The organism is Pseudomonas sp. BS3767 (genome assembly GCF_900099665.1).
Taxonomy (GTDB): domain Bacteria; phylum Pseudomonadota; class Gammaproteobacteria; order Pseudomonadales; family Pseudomonadaceae; genus Aquipseudomonas; species Aquipseudomonas cerasi.
Genome location: NZ_FNCX01000004.1, coordinates 197,493 through 216,651 on the forward strand (window position 1 = coordinate 197,493; position 19,159 = coordinate 216,651).

The window sequence follows — 19,159 nt, forward strand, 5'->3', positions numbered from 1 at the left end:
CTGACAGCTTAGAACAAGCGGGCGAGAAGGGCCGTTACAGCGGTTTCGACGCGCAGGATACGTTCGCCCAATTGCACGGGCTGCAAACCCGACTGACGCAACAGATCGATTTCGTAGGGTATCCAGCCCCCTTCAGGGCCGATGGCCAGCGTGACTTGCTCTGTGACCGCACGAGGGCAGGCGGGGAAATCACCGGGATGGCCAACCAGGCCCAGTGTGTCGAGCGCGATCTGCGGCAAGCGATCTTCAACGAAAGGCTTGAAGCGCTTTTCGATCACAATCTCAGGCAGCACCGAATCGCGCGCCTGTTCCAGGCCCAGAATCAGTTGCTCGCGGATGGCTTCAGGCTCTAGAAACGGCGTCTGCCAGAAGCTTTTTTCCACCCTGTAGCTGTTCAGCAGGATGACTTTCGGCACGCCCATGGTCGCGACGGTCTGAAACACCCGGCGTAACATCTTGGGGCGTGGCAACGCCAGCAGCAGGGTGAGCGGCAGTTTTGCCGGCGGAGCACTCTGCAGTTCGACACGCAGCTCTGCCTCATGGGGTTCAAGGCGCAGCAGTTCGGCATTGCCCAGCAGGCCGTTGACGCGGCCCACCCGCACACTGTCGCCGACCTCTGCGCGGTGCACCTCCTGCATGTGCTTCAGACGACGATCACGCAGGACCACCCGGTCAGCCGCAATGAAATCGGCTTCCTCAAGCAGCAGCAGGTTCACGGTGTGGTCGCGGGCGGCTGGTCCTGCTTGTCAGCGTCCTCGGTCTCATCGTCCGGATGTTCGCCACGCTTCTTGATCATCGTGCTGCACAGTACGCCCAGCTCGAAGAGCAGCCACATTGGCACTGCCAGCAGCGTCTGCGAGAAGATGTCCGGCGGCGTCAGGATCATGCCGACCACGAAGCAGCCGATGATCACGTAAGGGCGGATTTTCTTCAGGTATTTGACGTCGACGATGCCGATCCACACCAGCAACACCACGGCCACCGGGATTTCGAAGGCCACGCCAAAGGCGAAGAACAACGTCATCACGAAGTCCAGGTAACTGGCGATGTCGGTCATCATCGAAACGCCTTCCGGCGTTACGCTGGCGAAGAAGTGGAAAATCAGCGGGAAGACCAGAAAGTAGGCAAACGCCATGCCTGCGTAGAACAGGATGATACTCGACACCAGCAGGGGCACCGCGACGCGCTTCTCGTGCTTGTACAGGCCTGGCGCGATAAAGCCCCAGATCTGATGCAGGATGACCGGCATGGACAGAAACAGCGCGACCATCATGGTCAGCTTGAACGGCGTGATGAACGGCGAGGCCACATCGGTGGCGATCATCGTTGCGCCTTCAGGCAGATAGACTCGCAGCGGCGCCGAGACCAGTGTGTAGATCTTCTGCGTGAAGTAGAACAGGCCGGCAAAAATCAGGAACACTGCCGCAACACAACGCAACAGACGTGTACGCAACTCGGTGAGGTGCGAGATCAGCGGCATTTGCTGATCGTTTTCCGGGATATCAGCGCTCATGGTGCTCGCGGTGGCAATGACGAATCGTGGGCGGGAGGCGTCGGGACCGGTGTGCCGGCGTCAGCCGGTTTCGCGGTTTTCTCCAGCGACAGCTCGGTCTTCGGCGCCGCAGGTTGTGCCGGGCCGATTTCGTGGTGTGCGGCTTCATCGTGCGCGGGGCTTGCCGCTTCGGCTGCTGCCGGTGCGGGCGACGGGTTTACCGGCTCGGAGCCGTTCTCGGGCGGCTGATTGGGCGCGAACATTTTGCGCGCTTCGTCTTCCAGCGAAAGAATGTGCTCGTTGTGCAACTGCCGACGAATCTCGTCAGCCCCGATTTCACGTTCAACTTCCTGTTTGATCGCATTGAAGCTGCGCTTCAACCGACCGATCCATAAGCCTGCGGTGCGTGCAGCACCCGGCAGGCGCTCGGGACCCAGTACCAGCAAGGCAACCAGGCCAACGAGCAGCAGTTCAGAGAAGCTGATACCGAACATGGGCTTAAACCTGGTCTTTGCGGATCGGCTCGTCGACTTTGTGCGCCTGAGCGTCAATAGTGTGTGGCTGATTCAGCGGCGAGCCCTGTGGCGCTGGCTGGGCCTGCTGGGGTTGAGGTGCAGGCTGTTCGGCTGGCTTGTCGTCGTCATTCATCGCCTTGCGAAAGCCCTTGATCGATTCGCCGACGTCGCTGCCCAGGCCCTTGAGTTTCTTGGTCCCGAAAACCAGTACAACGACGATCAGGATGACGATCCAGTGTTTCCAGTCAAAAATACCCATGAAACAGTCCTCGTAAAAGATTTCAAGCTTGAAAGGGGAGAGCGTTACTCTGCCGTGCGAGCGGCTTTTTCCGCGTGGCCGGACAAGCCGAATCGGCGGTCCAGTTCATCGAGCACGGCCTGCGGGTGCTGACCCAGCGCGGCGAGCATCACCATGCTGTGGAACCACAGGTCAGCGGTTTCATAAATCACGTCACTGCAATCACCGCTGACCGCAGCGTCCTTGGCAGCGATGATGGTCTCGATCGACTCTTCGCCGAGCTTTTCCAGAATCTTGTTCAGGCCCTTGTGATACAGGCTTGCGACATAGGAGCTGTCGGCAGCGGCGTCCTTGCGTGATTCCAGCACTTCGGCCAGACGGGACAACGTATCAGTCATGTTCAATGGCCTGCCTGGTAAATAGCATCAGGATCTTTCAGAACCGGGTCTACGGTCTTCCAGCCTGAATTTTCATACACTCGGTAGAAGCAACTTTCGCGGCCGGTATGGCAAGCGATGCCACCGATCTGCTCGACCATCAGGATAATGACGTCGGCGTCACAGTCCAGGCGCAGTTCATGCAGCTTTTGCACATGACCCGATTCTTCACCTTTGCGCCAGAGTTTGCCACGCGAACGCGACCAATAGATGGCACGGTTCTCGGACGCCGTCAGGCTCAGGGCCTCGCGGTTCATCCAGGCCATCATCAATACCCGGCCGGTCTTGTGATCCTGAGCAATTGCAGGCACCAGACCGTCGCTGTTCCAGTGAATCTCGTCCAGCCAGTCTTTCATATCTACTCCGGCAGCCGGCGTTCATGCCCGGCGGATTGAACAGTGTGCCAGCGCCATCCGCTGCTGGCTATCGGCGAACGATCAGATACAGCCCGGCGATGAGCATGATCGCCGCCGGCCACGCGGTGAGCGTCAGCAACTGGGTAGCGGCCTCGCTCATCACCCAGCCCTGTATCGCGCCGCCGACCAGCAATGCCGCGCCGATCAGCCGCAGGACCGGCTCGTCCTTGCGATCGTGCCACGGGCGCGGCGGATCCGAGGCGTGCGGGCGGGACATGCGCTCCAGCAGGTCACGGGTCATGCCCGCGATGTGCGGCAGTTGCTCGACCTGTGATTGCAGATTGCCCAGCAGGGTCTTCGGGCTGACCCGTTCACGCATCCAGCGCTCCAGATAAGGCTGCGCGGTGCTCCACAGGTCCAGATCAGGGTACAACTGACGACCCAAGCCTTCGATGTTGAGCAGGGTCTTTTGCAGCAGAACCAGTTGCGGCTGGACTTCCATATTGAAGCGGCGCGCGGTCTGGAACAGACGCATCAGCACCTGGCCGAAGGAAATATCCTTGAGCGGCTTCTCGAAAATCGGCTCGCAGACCGTGCGGATGGCCGCTTCGAATTCATTGAGCTTGGTCTCTGCCGGCACCCAGCCCGAATCGATGTGCAGTTGCGCAACGCGACGATAATCTCGTTTGAAAAAGGCAAACAGGTTACGCGCCAGATAATCCTGATCTTCCGGGGTCAGACTGCCGACGATACCGCAGTCGATGGCAATGTACTTCGGCGCCCACGGGTTGACCGTGCTGACGAAAATGTTGCCAGGGTGCATGTCGGCGTGGAAGAAACTGTCGCGAAATATCTGCGTGAAGAAAATCTCCACACCGCGCTCGGCGAGCAGTTTCATGTCGGTGCGCTGATCGGCCAGCGCGGCCAGATCGGTTACCTGAAGCCCGTAGATACGCTCCATGACCAGCACTTTCGGGCGGCACCAGTCCCAGTAGACTTGTGGCACGTAAAGCAGGTCGGAGCCTTCGAAATTGCGCCGCAACTGGCTGGCGTTGGCCGCTTCACGCAGCAGGTCGAGTTCGTCGTAGATGGTCTTTTCATAATCCATCACCACCTGCACCGGGTGCAGCAGGCGGGCATCGGCGGAGACGCGTTCGGCGGTGCGGGCGAGAATGAACAGCCACGCCAGATCCTGGCCGATGATCGGCTTGAGGCCGGGGCGTACCACTTTGACCACGACTTCTTCGCCGGTCTTCAGGCAGGCGGCATGCACCTGAGCGACCGAAGCGGATGCCAAAGGCTTCTCGTCAAAGCGGCTGAACACGTCACAGATGCGCGCGCCGAGCTGTTCTTCGATCAGCTTGATCGCCAGTTGCTGATCGAACGGCGGCACGCGGTCCTGCAGCAGCATCAGTTCGTCGGCGATGTCCTCGGGCAACAGGTCGCGCCGGGTGGACAGCAATTGCCCGAACTTGATGAAAATAGGCCCCAGGTCCTGCAGCGCCAGACGAAAGCGTACGCCCCGGCTCAGCTCGGATTTGCGCCGTGGCAGCCAGCGCCAGGGCAGCACGAAACGCAGCGCGAGCATCCACCACGGCAGGGGCAGGGCGAACAACAGGTCATCGAGGCGATAGCGGATAACGACACGTTGAATGCGAAACAGACGGCGGACGGCAAGCAGCTTCATGCGTTATCGCTGGTATTGAGGGAGTGGGCAAGGCGGGCAAAGCGCGCCTCGAGGCGTTCCAGATCGAGCTTGATCTGGTCGAGTTCGGCGAATCGTGCTTCGGCTTCGTGTTTGCCCACCAGCGTGCGCGATTCTTCGCTGAGGTAGTCGGCAACGTTCTGGCTGAGGCTGTTGAAGCTTTCCCGCGTCCAGCGCCCACTGTTGCGCAGGTGGCTGCTGAACAACTGGCTGGCCACCGGGCCGATCCAGTTGGACAGTTCGTGTTCCCAGTCCAGCTCCAAGTCCTGAAGAATGCCGACCAGTTCCAGCAGCGCGCCGCTGTCACCGTCGAGTTCTACATCCGGGCCGTGCAACACAGCGGTTTTGTCTTTGCTCAGGGCCAGGCGCACCAGGCTGGAAGCCGGCGCGCGCAGGGTGCAGTCAGCCTCGGCAGCCCAGTCAGCGGCGAGCAGCAAGCCTTCGTCGCTGGGCAGGATGAACAGCTTCAGGGACGGATCGCGACAGTCCACCGCAATGACACGTCCGGACAGACGCGCCATGCGTGGCAGCGCGGTGCTGTCCAGGCGCAGCACCCGATTGATGCCGTGCTCGATGCTGGCGAGCAGCCCCCGGAGCAACATCAGGGTTTGATACCGCGATGCAGGGCCACGACGCCGGCAGTCATGTTGTGATACGTCACGCGGTCAAAACCGGCTTCTACCATCATCGACTTGAGGGTTTCCTGGTTGGGGTGCATGCGGATCGATTCGGCCAGATAACGGTAGCTTTCCGAGTCATTGGTGACCAGCTTGCCCATCAACGGCATGAACGCGAACGAGTAGGCGTCGTAGGCCTTGGACATCAGCTTGTTGGTCGGCTTGGAAAACTCCAGTACCAGCAGACGACCACCCGGCTTGAGCACGCGCAGCATGGAACGCAGGGCGTCTTCCTTGTGCGTCACGTTGCGCAGGCCGAACGCGATGGTCACGCAGTCGAAATGGTTGTCCGGGAATGGCAGCTTTTCGGCGTCTGCCTGGACGAACTCGACGTTGCCCGACACACCCAGGTCCAGCAGGCGGTCACGGCCGACCTTGAGCATGGAGGCGTTGATATCAGCCAGTACCACCTGGCCGGTCGGACCGACCAGGTTGGAGAATTTGCGGGTCAGGTCGCCCGTACCGCCAGCAATATCCAGCACGCGGTTGCCGGTGCGGACGCCGGACAGCTCGATTGCGAAACGCTTCCACAGGCGATGCATACCGCCGGACAGCAGGTCGTTCATCAGGTCGTACTTGGCCGCTACCGAATGGAAAACCTCAGCGACTTTTTCTGCCTTCTGGCTTTCCGGTACATTTTTGTAACCGAAGTGAGTCGTAGGTTCGGCATCGCTGCCTTTGCGCTGATCGTTCATATCGCTTCACCGGAATAGAGTGCGGGTCATTCTAATCGCCAAGGCCGGCTTTGTCTTGACAAGGCTCACCTGCAACGCTTTCTTGGATGCGGGCGGGTGTATATAGTTGCGCCGCATTTCATATGACGATCAAGGAAGCCTCCGATGGCCAAGATAACCGTTGAACGCCCGCACGCCCTGGGCCTTGAGAAGGCTCGCGAAAAGGCCGAGCAACTGGTCGAGAAGCTGTCCACCCGATACGGACTGGCTCACGAATGGGCTGGCGATACCGTAAAACTGGAGGGCAAGGGAGCCAAGGGTGAGGTCGAGGTCGAAGAGGCTTTGATCCGCGTCAACATCGAGCTGAACTTCATCCTGTCGGCCATGAGCGGTTCGATCAAGACAGAAGTCGAGCGCGTTCTGGACAAGGCGCTCGCTGCCTGAGCGTTGTACGCAGCCCATTTTTTTCTTCGCCGCCGTATGCCCATGCGCTCTTTTGTGAGCGCAAATCGACAGAATCGAGCGTGCTTTCGACCTTAGAGTCGCAAAGGCCTTGAACCGGGTCGGTATCCCGTCTAAACATGATGTAGACACGCTCTTTGCCAGGCTCGATGAGCTGACGGCATTGCTCGAGCGTGTCGGGCCGATAAAAGCTCGAACGCTGCGTGCCGAAACGACTCGGGTGTTCCAAGTCTGGACGATAAGGAGAACAGGATGGCTGGCAAGAAAAAAACCGACAAAGATGGCAGCTCCTGGATGGGCGAGGTTGAGAAGTACTCTCGTCAGATCTGGCTGGCTGGTTTGGGCGCGTATTCCAAGATCAGCAATGATGGCAGCAAGCTTTTCGAGACCCTGGTGAAGGACGGCGAAAAAGCCGAGAAGCTGACCAAGGCAGAAGCGCAGAAGCAGCTCGATGACGTCAAGAGCACCAGCAAGTCGGCCAAGTCCCGTGCGGACGACGTGAAAGACCTTGCGGTTGGCAAGTGGAACGAGCTGGAAGAGGCTTTCGACAAGCGCCTGAATGGCGCGATTTCACGCTTGGGTGTGCCGAGTCGCACTGAGGTGCAGGCGCTGCACAGCAAGGTCGACCAGCTGAGCCGACAGATCGAGCTATTGGTGGGCGCGAAAGCCAAACCGGCTGCCTCGCGCACTGTGGTGGCCAAACCGGCAGCGGCGAAGAGCGCGGCAAAACCGTTGGTCAAGGCTGCTGCCAAACCTGTCGCCAAAGTGGCGGACAAGAATGTAGCGGCCAAGCCAGCCGTCAAGAAAGTAACGGCCAAGCCCGTCGAGGCTGCCAAAAAGCCTGCCGCAGCGAAAAAACCAGCGGTAAGAAAGCCAGCCGCCAAACCTGCGGCCAAGCCTTCTACGCCGGCCGCATCGGAAAAACCCGCGATTCAGTCCTGATACCCGGCTGCAACAAAGAAGACCGGACGCAGAGCGTCCAGAACGGCATACCCACGCGGAGCATGGGTACGATGGTGTTCTTACGGGCGACTATCGTTCCTCACGCTCCAGCGTGGGAATGCAGTGGGTGATGCTCTGCGTCACAGATCTACGCCGCAACCGTGTTCAGGGATGACGCAGAGCGTCCAGAGCGGCATACCCACGCGGAGCATGGGCACGATGGTGTTCTTGCGGACGACTATCGTTCCTCACGCTCCAGCGTGGGAATGCAGTGGGTGACGCTCTGCGTCACAGATCTACGCCGCAACCGTGTACAGGGAGGACGCAGAGCGTCCAGAACGGCATACCCACGCGGAGCATGGGCACGATGGTGTTCTTACGGGCGACTATCGTCCCTCACGCTCCAGCGTGGGAATGCAGTGGGTGACGCTCTGCGTCACAGATCTACGCCGCAACCGTGTTCAGGGATGACGCAGAGCGTCCAGAGCGGCATACCCACGCGGAGCATGGGCACGATGGTGTTCTTACGGGCGACTATCGTCCCTCACGCTCCAGCGTGGGAATGCAGTGGGTGACGCTCTGCGTCACAGATCTACGCCGCAACCGTGTTCAGGGATGACGCAGAGCGTCCAGAGCGGCATACCCACGCGGAGCATGGGCACGATGGTGTTCTTACGGACGACTATCGTTCCTCACGCTCCAGCGTGGGAATGCAGTGGGTGACGCTCTGCGTCACAGATCTACGCCGCAACCGTGTTCAGGGATGACGCAGAGCGTTCAGAACGGCATACCCACGCGGAACATGGGCACGATGGTGTTCTTACGGACACCTGTAAGGCGGGGTCAGAGCATCAGTTTGATGACGTGTTCGGAAGGGTCGCGGGATTTGCCGGCTTTCTCGAGCTCCTGCAAGTAGTCTTCCCACAGCGAAGCCTGGCGTGTGGCCAGTTCGTACAGGTATTCCCAGGTAAACAGGCCGCTGTCATGGCCGTCATCGAAGGTCAGCTTAAGCGCATATTGCCCGGCAGGCTCGACCTTGGTCAGGCCGACTCCCAGTTTGCCGAATTGCAGGATCGGCCGTCCGTGGCCCTGAACTTCCGCAGAAGGGGAATGCACCCGCAGAAATTCGGCGGGCAAATGGTATTCCTCATCCGGCGCGTATTTCAGCGTCAGGGTCTTGGAGGCCTTGTGCAACTGGATGGCAGTGGGCAGAGCGGGCATGGCTGCAGTCTCGGGTTTTAAGCGTCGGGCAGAAGCAAAAAGCTGCAAGAGTGAACAACCTCTTGCAGCCTGAAATGCCAACCGCGTGTGGCTTAGAGAATATAACGCGACAGGTCTTCGTTTTCTGCCAGATCACCCAGGTGACTATTGACGTATTCCGCGTCGATCTCGATCGGCGCTGCGTCAGGGTTGATGGCCAGGTCTCCGGCGCTGAACGAGACTTCCTCAAGCAGGCGCTCAAGCAGCGTATGCAGGCGGCGGGCACCGATGTTCTCGGTCTTCTCGTTGACCTGCCAGGCAATCTCGGCCAGACGCTTGATGCCTTCAGGCTTGAACTCGATCTTCAGACCTTCGGTCTTGAGCAGCTCGCGATACTGTTCGGTCAACGACGCATGCGGCTCGCTGAGGATGCGCTCGAAGTCCTGTGGCGACAGCGCCTTGAGTTCAACGCGAATCGGCAGGCGGCCCTGCAGCTCGGGGACCAGATCGCTCGGTTTGCTCAAATGGAATGCGCCCGACGCAATAAACAGGATGTGGTCGGTCTTGACCATGCCCAGTTTGGTGTTCACGGTGCAACCTTCGATCAGCGGCAGCAGGTCGCGCTGCACGCCCTCACGGGACACGTCGACACCGCCCGAATTACCGCGCTTGGCAACCTTGTCGATTTCGTCGATGAACACGATGCCGTGCTGCTCGACCGCTTCCAGTGCCTTGGCTTTCAGCTCTTCTTCGTTGACCAGGCGGCCAGCTTCTTCTTCGCGTACCAGCTTGAGCGCTTCCTTGACCTTGAGCTTGCGGCTCTTGGTCTTGCCTTTGCCCATGTTGGCAAACAGGCTCTGTAACTGATTGGTCATCTCTTCCATGCCAGGCGGCGCGGAGATATCGACACCAACGGCTTCGTTGACCTCGATTTCAATTTCCTTGTCATCCAGCTGGCCTTCGCGCAGGCGCTTGCGGAACAGCTGACGGGTATTGGAATCGCTGCTCTGCGCCGGGTCTTCGTTGAAGCCGACCCGGGCCGGTGGCAGCAGGGCGTCGAGAATGCGCTCTTCGGCGGCATCTTCGGCGCGGTGACGCACCTTGACGATTTCCTGTTCACGCAGCAGCTTGATCGCAGCATCGGCCAGATCACGGATGATCGACTCTACATCACGACCCACGTAACCCACTTCGGTGAATTTGGTGGCTTCGACCTTGATGAACGGTGCGTTGGCGAGCTTGGCCAGACGGCGGGCGATTTCGGTCTTGCCGACACCGGTCGGGCCGATCATCAGAATGTTCTTGGGGGTTACTTCGACACGCAGTTCTTCAGGCAACTGCATGCGGCGCCAGCGATTGCGCAGGGCAATGGCCACGGCGCGCTTGGCATCGTCCTGGCCGATGATATGGCGATTGAGTTCATGGACGATTTCGCGGGGAGTCATTGACATGGTTATTCACGGTCCTCTGTTGCGGGCAAGTCGATGGGGCCACAGGGTGTGCGGCCCGGCAGCGGCTTAGCCAGCGAGGTCCTGCTCCTCAATGGTGATGTTGTGGTTGGTGAACACGCAGATGTCGCCGGCGATATGCAGGGAAGTCTCGGCAATTTCGCGGGCCGACAGGTCGGTCTTGAGCAGCAGGGCGCGTGCTGCGGCCTGAGCGAATGCGCCGCCGGAGCCCATGGCGATCAGGCCGTCCTCGGGCTCGACCACGTCACCGTTGCCGGTGATGATCAGCGAGGCGTCCTTGTTGGCGACGGCCAGCATGGCTTCAAGACGGCTCAGTGAGCGATCGGTGCGCCAGTCCTTGGCCAGTTCGACGGCTGCACGAACCAGATGCCCCTGGTGTTTTTCCAGTTGGGCCTCGAAGCGTTCGAACAGCGTGAATGCATCGGCGGTCGCGCCAGCGAAGCCGGCGATCACTTCACCGTGATACAGGCGGCGTACCTTTTTGGCGTTGCCTTTCATGACGGTGTTGCCCAGAGAAACCTGGCCGTCGCCAGCCATGACGACTTTACCGTGGCGGCGCACTGAAACGATGGTGGTCAAGGGAGAGTCTCCACACTGCGGGGCGAAAATGCCCTGATGCAAACTCATATGGGGGTGTGGGTGAGTATTTCAACCTTGAGGATGAACAGCGGGGATAACTGGCAGCTGACTGCCGGAGGCATAAATCTCCGGCAGTTGTAACGGCCTCTTCGTGAGCAGGCTCACTCCCACCTATAGCGCAGAGCGCTTTTCGCGCTCTGTTTCAGCTAGCGGCTCTGACGCTGTTGCAACAACAGGTTACTAAATCCGCCGCTTGCCAGTTGTTTCTGGGCGGTGGTCAGTTGTTCGCGGTTGCTGAACGGGCCGACCAGTACGCGGTACCAGGTTTCATCCTTCACAGTGCCTGACTCGACGGTAGACGTCTGGCCCAGCAGGATGATTTGCGCACGGACTTTCTCGGCGTCAGCCTGTTTGCGGAACGAGCCCGCCTGCAGGAAGAACGTCGTCACCGCGGCCGGCTTGGTGGTCGCAACCGGTGGCGCTGGCGGAGGCGTCAGGCCGCTGAGGGCTGCCTGGGCACGTGCAGTGTCGATCTTGGCTGCCTGTTCCGGCGAGACCGGTGCTGTCGGTGCCACTGGCGGCGGGGTCTTCTCCGGCACGGCTTCGTTCGGCACGATCACTTCCGATTCCGGCAGCAATGTGTAGAAGTCGTACTTCGGCTTGACCGGCGCCGTAGGGCTCGGTGGTGTTTTATTCGCCTCGGCGATCTTCGCGGCCTTGGCGTCCGCCTTGACCCGCTTGACGTCATCGCCACCGGGCTCAAGCTTCATCAAAAAGACCACGAATGCGCCCACGGTCAAGCCAATCGCCAGCCACAACCATCCTGGAATCGGCTTCTTCGCGGGTGCCTGATAACGGCTGGCGCCCCGCTTGGGTGCCGGTTTCTTCTTCGCAACTGCCAACTTACATACGCTCCAGAGTTTCCAGACCCAACAGGTCCAGGCCTTGCTTTAGGGTGCGGCCGGTCAGGGCAGCCAGACGCAGACGGCTCTGTTGCTGATCGGGGTTTTCCGCACCAAGGATCGGGCAGTTTTCGTAAAAGCTCGAAAACAGACCCGCAAGGTCATACAGGTAAGCACAAAGTACGTGCGGTGTGCCTTTTTCTGCGACGTTGTTCAGTGTTTCGGTGAATTGCGCCAGACGTGCGGCCAGTTCCTGTTCCTGCGGCGCTGCGAGGACAATCTGGCCCTTGCTGGCGTCAAACGCGCTGCCCAGCTTGCGGAACACGCCCGCCACACGGGTGTAGGCGTACAGCAGGTAGGGCGCGGTGTTGCCCTCGAAACTGAGCATCTGATCGAAGTTGAAGCTGTAATCGCTGGCGCGGTGCTTGGACAGGTCGGCGTATTTCACCGCACTGATGCCCACGGCCTTGGCAATGCTGCGCAATTCTGCTTCAGCGACTTCCGGGTTCTTTTCCTTCACCAGCGTGTATGCACGTTCTTCGGCTTCATCGAGCAGGTCGATGAGTTTGACCGTGCCGCCGTCGCGGGTCTTGAACGGGCGGCCATCGGCGCCGTTCATGGTGCCGAAGCCCATGTGTTCGAGCTGCATGCCGTCATGCACGAAACCGGCGCGGCGCGCCACTTCGAACACCTGCTGGAAGTGCAGGGCCTGACGCTGGTCGACGAAATACAGCACGCGGTCGGCCTTGAGCACCTTGCTGCGATAGCGGATCGCTGCCAGGTCGGTGGTGGCGTAGAGATAACCGCCACCGGCCTTCTGCACGATGACCGGCAATGGCGTGTCATCGGCGGTGCGGAATTCTTCGAGGAACACGCATTGTGCGCCATTGCTCTCGACCAGCAGGCCTGTGGCTTTCAGGTCGTTGACCACATTGGCCAGGTCATCGTTATAGGCGCTTTCGCCCATCACGTCGGCCGGGGTCAGCTTGACGTTAAGGCGCTCGTAGGTCTCCTGGCAGTGCGACAGCGAGATGTCCTTGAAGCGCGTCCAAAGCGCCAGGCACTCGGCATCGCCGGCCTGCAGCTTGACCACCAGACCACGAGCACGCTCGGCGAACTCTTCGGACTCGTCAAAGCGCTGCTTGGCGGCGCGGTAGAAGTTTTCCAGGTCGGACAGCTCGTCGCTGGTCGCTGGCTTTTCCTGCAGATAGGCCAGCAGCATGCCGAACTGGGTGCCCCAGTCGCCCACGTGGTTCTGACGAATGACCGTGTCGCCGAGAAACGTCAGGACGTTCGCCACGCCGTCGCCAATGATGGTCGAGCGCAAATGGCCAACGTGCATTTCCTTGGCCAGATTCGGTGCCGACAGATCGACGACCACGCGCTGTGCAGCGCCCGCCTTGCGGACTGACAGGTGCGCGTCGGCCAGTGCAGCGTCGAGGCGTGCGGCCAGCGCGGCAGTGTTCTGGAAGAAGTTCAGGAAGCCCGGCCCGGCGATTTCGACCTTGCTGACTTGCTCGTCGGCCGGCAGTGCGGCGATCAGCTTTTCAGCCAGATCGCGCGGTTTCATGCCGGCAGGCTTGGCGAGCATCATCGCGATATTGCTGGCGAAGTCGCCGTGCGTCTTGTCGCGGGCGTTTTCCACCTGAATCGCCGGCGTCAGCCCTTCTGGCAAGACGCCCTCGGTGACGAGACGGGTCAGGGCTTGTTGAATCAGCTGGCGAATCGTGTCTTTCATGGTGCTCTCTTCGACCGCAAGCGCGGTGGCGCTTCGATGCGCGGGTGGAAAAACTCTGCATTATCCGTTGCTCAAGCCTGCTTGCCAACGGCGTGACTTAATAAAGATCCACAGGATCCACATCCAGCGACCATCTGACCTGCCGGCCGCTGGGCATTTGCTCCAGCGCGAGCAGCCAGGTGGCAAGCAATTTATGCAAGGGCGCACGGGCGCTGGACTGCACCAGCAATTGCGCGCGATAACGTCCGGCGCGGCGTTCCATCGGTGCCGGAACCGGGCCCAGCAGCTCAATGCCGCCCAGCGCCATCTGCGTAACCAGTTGCTCCGCATCGCTGCAGGCCTGATCGAGAAAGGCCTCGGCCTGTCCCGGCTTGTGCGCTTCGGCGCGCAGCAGTGCGAGGTGTGAAAACGGTGGCAGACCCGCCGAACGGCGCTCGCTCAAGGCCTGTTCGGCAAAGGCGAAATAACCCTGCTCGGTCAGCTGAATCAGCAGTGGATGGTCGGCCAGGTGGGTCTGGATGATCACCTTGCCAGGTTCTTCGGCGCGCCCGGCACGGCCTGCCACCTGAACGATCAGTTGCGCCATGCGCTCGCTGGCGCGGAAGTCGCCGGAAAACAGCCCGCCGTCGGCGTCCAGAATCGATACCAGCGTGACCCGGGGAAAGTGATGGCCCTTGGCGAGCATTTGCGTGCCGACCAGAATGCATGGCTGGCCGCGCTGGATCGTCATGAACAGCTGGTTCATGGCGTCCTTGCGCGACGTGCTGTCGCGGTCGACACGCAGCACGGGGTAGTCCGGAAACAGAATCGCCAGGCGCTCTTCGGCGCGCTCGGTGCCCGCGCCTACCGGGCGCAAATCCACCTTGCCGCACGACGGGCACTGGCGCGGTACACGCTCGACATACCCGCAGTGATGGCAGCGCAGTTCGCCCGAGCGCTGGTGCACGGTCATGCGTGCATCGCAGCGCTGGCAGCCGGACATCCACCCGCAGTCGTGGCACAGCAAGGTGGGTGCAAAGCCGCGACGGTTGAGGAACACCAAGACCTGCTGGCCTGCCGCGAGCGTCTGACCGATGGCCTGCTGCATGGGCCCGGAGATGCCGCTGTCCAGCGGTCGGCTCTTGACGTCCAGGCGCATGAAACGCGGCTGCTGTGCGCCGCCCGCGCGCTGATTCAGGCGCAGCAGGCCGTAGCGGCCAGTGTAGGCGTTATGCAGGCTTTCCAGGGACGGAGTGGCCGAGCCCAGGACAATCGGAATGTTTTCCTGACGCGCCCGCACCAGGGCCAGATCGCGGGCGTGATAGCGCAGACCTTCCTGCTGTTTATAGGAGCCGTCGTGTTCCTCGTCGATGATGATCAGCCCGGGGTTTTTCATCGGCGTGAACAGCGCCGAACGCGTGCCGATGATGATGTCCGCCTCGCCATCGCGAGCCGCCAGCCAGGCATCCAGCCGTTCGCGGTCGTTGACCGCCGAGTGGACCAGCGCAATGCGCGCATTGAAGCGCTGCTCGAAGCGCGCCAGGGTCTGCGGGCCGAGGTTGATTTCCGGGATCAGCACCAGCGCCTGCTTGCCCGCCTCGAGGGTCTCGCGGATCAGTTGCAGATAGACTTCGGTCTTGCCGCTGCCGGTGACGCCGGCCAGCAGGAACGCATGAAAGCTGTCGAACCCGGCGCGGATCGCTTCGTAAGCGGCGCGTTGTTCGGTGTTGAGCGGCAATTCAGGCTGGGCCAGCCAGTGTTCATGGCGTGCGCTGGGCGCATGGCTGCGGACCTCGACGTACACCAGCTCCTTGGCCAGCAACAGGTTGAGGCTGTCCTTGTTGAGCATCAGCTTGCTGAGCAGTTGATGCGCCACCCCGTGCGGGTGCTGGGCAAGGGTGGTCAGGGCCTCGCGCTGCTTGGGCGCGCGGGCGATGCGCGGATCGTCGACGCTGGCACCCGGTGCAACGTGCCAGAAGCGTTCCTGGCGGCTTTCGGCCAGTTCGCCCTGACGCAGCAACACCGGTAAGGCCCAGCTCAGCGTGTCGCCCAGGCTGTGCTGGTAATACTGCGAGGTCCACAGGCACAGTTTGAACAGCGCAGGTGGCAGCGGCGCTTCGCTGTCGAGCAGGGCGATTGCCGGCTTGAGCTTGTCGGCGGGCACTTCGCTGTGATCGACCACTTCCACCAGAATGCCGATCATTTCCCGGCGTCCGAACGGCACTCGCAGACGCATGCCCGGCTGCAAGGCGCTGCGCGACACGCCCGCTGGGGCGCGGTAGTCGAACAGGCGGCGAAGCGGCGAGGGCAGGGCAAGGCGCAGGATGGCGTCGGGCACGCGGTGTTTCCCTGTGGTGATAAGTGATGACGGAGGCGCGATCTTAGCAGACGACCGGTGTGAAGGTTCGCTTGCGTCGTTGCAATTGTCTGGTACTATCCGCAGCCTATTTCCGTGCGGTATTCAACAATAGTGTTGAGTGGCGGCGCGTTAGACCGAGGAAGTACCGATGAAAGCTGATATCCATCCAGTTTACGAAGCCATTGACGCTACCTGCAGCTGCGGCAATGTCATCAAGACCCGTTCCACCCTGGCCGCTCCTCTGAGCCTGGACGTGTGCAACGAGTGCCACCCGTTCTACACCGGCAAGCAGAAGACGCTTGACGTTGGCGGCCGTGTCGACAAGTTCAAATCCCGTTTCGGTGCGTTCGGCGCTACCAAAGCGAAGTAAGACTGGCTGCCCTATGGGCATCTCCAGACTGCTTGAAAAGGCGCTCCTTGTGGGCGTCTTTTTTATGCCCGCGATTTGGGTGTCCGGCGCGCAGGCCTTCTGCCCGGCACCTGCCTCGTTGCCGGTCGCACAGGTACAGCGTGTAGTCGACGGCGACACCTTGAAGCTGATCGATGGCCGCAGCGTGCGGATGATCGGGCTCAATACGCCTGAAACCGGCAGGAAAGGCCGGTCTGCCGAACCGTTTGCCGAGGCTGCCAAAAAGCGCTTGCAGGCGCTGGTGAATGAAAGCGGCGGCAAGGTTGGTCTGCGTATCGGTCAGCAGGGCAAGGATCATTACGGTCGCACGCTGGCCAACGTCTATGACCGTAAAGGCGCCAACCTTGAGGCGCAGTTGCTCAGCGAAGGGCTGGGCTATCTGGTGGCCGTTGCGCCCAATGTCAGGCTGGTCGCTTGCCAGCAGGGCGCGGAGCGTCAGGCACGTCAGGCGCGTCTGGGTGTATGGCGTAATTCGCCAGTGCAGTCCTCGACCCGGCTGAATAAAAGCGGGTTCGCGATTGTGTCCGGTCAGGTCAGGCGTGTGCAGCGCAACCGCGGTGGTATCTGGATCGAGTTGCAGGGCTCGCTGGTCTTGCGTGTCGCGCCTGACCACCTGAGTGCCTTCGATACGGCGATGCTCCAGCGCCTCGAAGGGCAGCAGGTCGAAGCGCGTGGCTGGGTCGTCGATCGCTCCCGACGCGGAGGCCTTGAAGCGGGGCAGTCCCGCTGGCTGCTGCCACTGACCCATCCGGCAATGCTGGACGTTTCACGTCGCTAGACGCGGCCTTCAAACCGGTGATCTGACGAGCGTGACCGAGTGTTCACGTTTCAGGTCTCTAAGCGTAAAGTCTAAGCCCGAGCCTATTGACAGCAGTGACTGGTCAGTCTTGTTAGGACTATGCATCTTGCGTATCCTCGGCGGTCCGTCTGTCCCACAGTAAAAAAAGCGGAATCCAATACATGTCAGATCTGAAAACTGCCGCGCTCGAATACCATGCCAATCCTCGTCCGGGGAAGCTGAGCGTCGAACTCACCAAGCCGACCGCAACCGCTCGTGACCTGGCTCTGGCCTACAGCCCTGGCGTTGCTGAACCCGTGCGTGAAATTGCCCGTGACCCCGAGCTGGCTTACAAGTACACCGGCAAAGGCAACCTGGTAGCAGTTATTTCCGATGGCACCGCGATTCTCGGCCTCGGCGATCTGGGTCCGTTGGCTTCCAAGCCGGTCATGGAAGGTAAAGGCGTTCTGTTCAAGCGCTTCGCCGGTATCGACGTTTTCGATATCGAAGTCGATTCCGAAAGCCCACAGGCCTTCATCGACACCGTAAAACGTATCTCCATCACCTTCGGTGGCATCAACCTGGAAGACATCAAGGCACCTGAGTGCTTTGAAATCGAGAAAGCGCTGATCGAACAGTGCGACATCCCGGTTTTCCACGATGACCAGCACGGCACCGCTATCGTGACAGCGGCCGGCATGATCAACGCGCTGGAAATCGTCGGCAAGACCCTCGATTCGGCGAAGATCGTCTGCCTGGGCGCTGGCGCTGCGGCCATCTCCTGCATGAAGCTGCTGGTGAGCATGGGCGCGAAGATCGAAAACATCTTCATGGTCGACCGTACTGGCGTTGTCCACTCCGGCCGTACCGACCTTAATCAGTACAAGGCCGCGTTCGCTCACGCTACCGAGAAGCGCTCGCTGACTGACGCGCTGGATGGCGCTGACGTATTTGTAGGCCTGTCCGGTCCTAACCTGCTGAGCGCTGAAAACCTCAAGCTGATGGCCAAGGACCCGATCGTGTTCGCCTGCTCGAACCCTGATCCGGAAATCTCCCCGGAACTGGCTCACGCCACGCGCAGTGACGTGATCATGGCCACTGGCCGTTCGGACTACCCGAACCAGGTCAACAACGTACTGGGCTTCCCGTTCATCTTCCGCGGTGCTCTGGACGTTCGCGCCAAGCGCATCAACGAAGAAATGAAAATCGCCGCGGCCAACGCCCTGCGCGAACTGGCCAAGCTGCCTGTGCCACAGGAAGTCAGCGACGCCTACGGCGGCATCAAACTGGAATTCGGTCGTGAGTACATCATTCCGAAGCCAATGGACACCCGCCTGCTGGGCCTGATCGCCGATGCAGTGGCCAAGGCCGCTATCGAAAGCGGCGTTGCCACCCTGCCGTATCCGAAGCACTACCCGCTGACCAGCGTGGATGATGTGTTCAAGGGCTGATCCCTGACCCAATAAAAAACCCCTGCAGCGATGCAGGGGTTTTTTTATGCCTTGGATGCCCTGCTCTTGTGGGGCATTTTAAGGGATTGAACTAGCCTCTTCGCGAGCAAGCTCGCTCCCACAAAGCTTCGGATCGTCCTGAAAGTCCACGAATCCGTGGGAGTGAGCTTGCTCACGAAGAGGCCTGTGCAGCCGCTGAAAAACTACTGACCCACTAATACGCCTTCGCGAGCAACTCGCTCCCACAAAGCTTCGGATCATCCTGAAAGTCCACGAATCCGTGGGAGTGAGCTTGCTCACGAAGAGGCCTGTGCAGCCGCTGAAAAACTACTGACCCACTAATACGCCTTCGCGAGCAAGCTCGCTCCCACATAGCCCCGGATCATCCTGGAAGTCCCCGATTCCGTGGGAGTGAGCTTGCTCACGAAGAGACCTGTGCAGTCGCTGAAAATCTACTGACCACTAATACGCCTTCGCGAGCAAGCTCGCTCCCACAAAGCTTCGGATCATCCTGAAAGTCCCCGAGTCCGTGGGAGTGAGCTTGCTCACGAAGAGACCTGTGCAGCCGCTGAAAATCTACTGACCCACTAATACGCCTTCGCGAGCAACTCGCTCCCACAAAGCTTCGGATCATCCTGAAAGTCCACGAATCCGTGGGAGTGAGCTTGCTCACGAAGAGGCCTGTGCAGCCGCTGAAAAACTACTGACCCACTAATACGCCTTCGCGAGCAACTCGCTCCCACAAAGCTTCGGATCATCCTGAAAGTCCACGAATCCGTGGGAGTGAGCTTGCTCAC

20 protein-coding genes and 1 pseudogene are annotated in these 19,159 nt (G+C 60.5%); 6 read left to right on the forward strand and 15 right to left on the reverse strand.

Going from position 1 to position 19,159, the window contains the following annotated elements:
• Positions 1 to 8: 8 nt before the first annotated feature.
• From BLR16_RS13895 to ubiE, 9 genes are all read right to left on the reverse strand, one after another.
• Complete coding sequence (locus tag BLR16_RS13895; protein WP_003365960.1) at positions 9 to 716, reverse strand: 16S rRNA (uracil(1498)-N(3))-methyltransferase; 708 nt, start codon at positions 714 to 716, stop codon at positions 9 to 11.
• Positions 713 to 1,513: a twin-arginine translocase subunit TatC gene (gene tatC, locus BLR16_RS13900; protein ID WP_003365962.1), complete on the reverse strand. Its 801-nt coding sequence runs from the start codon at positions 1,511 to 1,513 to the stop codon at positions 713 to 715. The genes BLR16_RS13895 and tatC overlap by 4 nt, the downstream gene beginning before the upstream one ends.
• The gene (gene tatB, locus BLR16_RS13905) at positions 1,510 to 1,986 is read right to left on the reverse strand and encodes a Sec-independent protein translocase protein TatB (RefSeq protein ID WP_003365964.1); all 477 of its coding nucleotides are present in this window, start codon (positions 1,984 to 1,986) and stop codon (positions 1,510 to 1,512) included. Before tatB ends, tatC begins: the two co-directional genes overlap by 4 nt.
• A 4-nt stretch (positions 1,987 to 1,990) precedes the next feature.
• Positions 1,991 to 2,266 carry a twin-arginine translocase TatA/TatE family subunit gene (locus tag BLR16_RS13910; RefSeq protein ID WP_003316632.1) on the reverse strand — a complete coding sequence of 92 codons (276 nt, stop codon included), beginning with the start codon at positions 2,264 to 2,266 and terminating at the stop codon, positions 1,991 to 1,993.
• 44 nt (positions 2,267 to 2,310) lie between these two features.
• Entirely contained in the window at positions 2,311 to 2,643 is a 333-nt protein-coding gene (locus BLR16_RS13915; protein ID WP_002551631.1) for a phosphoribosyl-ATP diphosphatase, read from the reverse strand.
• Between the two features lie 2 nt (positions 2,644 to 2,645).
• Positions 2,646 to 3,038: a phosphoribosyl-AMP cyclohydrolase gene (gene hisI / locus BLR16_RS13920; protein ID WP_003432368.1), complete on the reverse strand. Its 393-nt coding sequence runs from the start codon at positions 3,036 to 3,038 to the stop codon at positions 2,646 to 2,648.
• Between the two features lie 67 nt (positions 3,039 to 3,105).
• Positions 3,106 to 4,725 carry a ubiquinone biosynthesis regulatory protein kinase UbiB gene (ubiB, locus tag BLR16_RS13925; protein ID WP_003365970.1) on the reverse strand — a complete coding sequence of 540 codons (1,620 nt, stop codon included), beginning with the start codon at positions 4,723 to 4,725 and terminating at the stop codon, positions 3,106 to 3,108.
• Positions 4,722 to 5,345 carry a ubiquinone biosynthesis accessory factor UbiJ gene (locus BLR16_RS13930; protein ID WP_003316636.1) on the reverse strand — a complete coding sequence of 208 codons (624 nt, stop codon included), beginning with the start codon at positions 5,343 to 5,345 and terminating at the stop codon, positions 4,722 to 4,724. The genes ubiB and BLR16_RS13930 overlap by 4 nt, the downstream gene beginning before the upstream one ends.
• Positions 5,345 to 6,115, reverse strand: a complete 771-nt coding sequence (gene ubiE / locus BLR16_RS13935) for a bifunctional demethylmenaquinone methyltransferase/2-methoxy-6-polyprenyl-1,4-benzoquinol methylase UbiE (RefSeq protein WP_002551635.1) — start codon at positions 6,113 to 6,115, stop codon at positions 5,345 to 5,347. Before ubiE ends, BLR16_RS13930 begins: the two co-directional genes overlap by 1 nt.
• 144 nt (positions 6,116 to 6,259) lie before the next feature.
• On the opposite strand from ubiE, the gene BLR16_RS13940 reads away from it, so the two are divergent.
• The 3 genes and pseudogenes from BLR16_RS13940 (at position 6,260) to BLR16_RS13950 (ending at position 7,498) form a co-directional block, all read left to right on the forward strand.
• The gene (locus BLR16_RS13940) at positions 6,260 to 6,538 is read left to right on the forward strand and encodes a polyhydroxyalkanoic acid system family protein (protein ID WP_003316638.1); all 279 of its coding nucleotides are present in this window, start codon (positions 6,260 to 6,262) and stop codon (positions 6,536 to 6,538) included.
• Between the two features lie 61 nt (positions 6,539 to 6,599).
• Positions 6,600 to 6,798, forward strand: a pseudogene (locus BLR16_RS13945) (phasin family protein); the annotation flags it as partial.
• Between the two features lie 10 nt (positions 6,799 to 6,808).
• Complete coding sequence (locus BLR16_RS13950; RefSeq protein ID WP_074806659.1) at positions 6,809 to 7,498, forward strand: phasin family protein; 690 nt, start codon at positions 6,809 to 6,811, stop codon at positions 7,496 to 7,498.
• Positions 7,499 to 8,341: 843 nt separating this feature from the next.
• Here the strand turns inward: BLR16_RS13950 and BLR16_RS13960 are convergent.
• The 6 genes from BLR16_RS13960 to BLR16_RS13985 all read right to left on the reverse strand — a co-directional run bounded on the left by BLR16_RS13960 (position 8,342) and on the right by BLR16_RS13985 (position 15,703).
• Entirely contained in the window at positions 8,342 to 8,719 is a 378-nt protein-coding gene (locus BLR16_RS13960; protein ID WP_003316640.1) for a gamma-butyrobetaine hydroxylase family protein, read from the reverse strand.
• Positions 8,720 to 8,811: 92 nt separating this feature from the next.
• Positions 8,812 to 10,149: an ATP-dependent protease ATPase subunit HslU gene (gene hslU, locus BLR16_RS13965; RefSeq protein ID WP_074806664.1), complete on the reverse strand. Its 1,338-nt coding sequence runs from the start codon at positions 10,147 to 10,149 to the stop codon at positions 8,812 to 8,814.
• 66 nt (positions 10,150 to 10,215) lie between these two features.
• A complete protein-coding gene (gene hslV, locus BLR16_RS13970; protein WP_003392345.1) occupies positions 10,216 to 10,746 on the reverse strand; it encodes an ATP-dependent protease subunit HslV in 531 nt (176 codons plus the stop codon).
• Between the two features lie 206 nt (positions 10,747 to 10,952).
• Positions 10,953 to 11,648, reverse strand: coding sequence for an SPOR domain-containing protein (locus BLR16_RS13975; RefSeq protein WP_003432151.1), 696 nt, complete (start codon positions 11,646 to 11,648; stop codon positions 10,953 to 10,955).
• 1 nt (position 11,649) lies between these two features.
• Positions 11,650 to 13,386, reverse strand: a complete 1,737-nt coding sequence (argS, locus tag BLR16_RS13980; RefSeq protein ID WP_003432149.1) for an arginine--tRNA ligase — start codon at positions 13,384 to 13,386, stop codon at positions 11,650 to 11,652.
• Between the two features lie 97 nt (positions 13,387 to 13,483).
• Positions 13,484 to 15,703, reverse strand: a complete 2,220-nt coding sequence (locus BLR16_RS13985) for a primosomal protein N' (RefSeq protein WP_074806667.1) — start codon at positions 15,701 to 15,703, stop codon at positions 13,484 to 13,486.
• Positions 15,704 to 15,872: 169 nt separating this feature from the next.
• On the opposite strand from BLR16_RS13985, the gene rpmE reads away from it, so the two are divergent.
• The 3 genes from rpmE (at position 15,873) to BLR16_RS14000 (ending at position 18,362) form a co-directional block, all read left to right on the forward strand.
• Positions 15,873 to 16,094, forward strand: coding sequence for a 50S ribosomal protein L31 (gene rpmE, locus BLR16_RS13990; RefSeq protein ID WP_002551648.1), 222 nt, complete (start codon positions 15,873 to 15,875; stop codon positions 16,092 to 16,094).
• A gap of 13 nt (positions 16,095 to 16,107) precedes the next feature.
• Positions 16,108 to 16,911, forward strand: a complete 804-nt coding sequence (locus BLR16_RS13995; protein WP_074806671.1) for a thermonuclease family protein — start codon at positions 16,108 to 16,110, stop codon at positions 16,909 to 16,911.
• A gap of 182 nt (positions 16,912 to 17,093) precedes the next feature.
• Positions 17,094 to 18,362 carry a malic enzyme-like NAD(P)-binding protein gene (locus tag BLR16_RS14000; RefSeq protein WP_003365988.1) on the forward strand — a complete coding sequence of 423 codons (1,269 nt, stop codon included), beginning with the start codon at positions 17,094 to 17,096 and terminating at the stop codon, positions 18,360 to 18,362.
• Positions 18,363 to 19,159 lie beyond the last annotated feature (797 nt).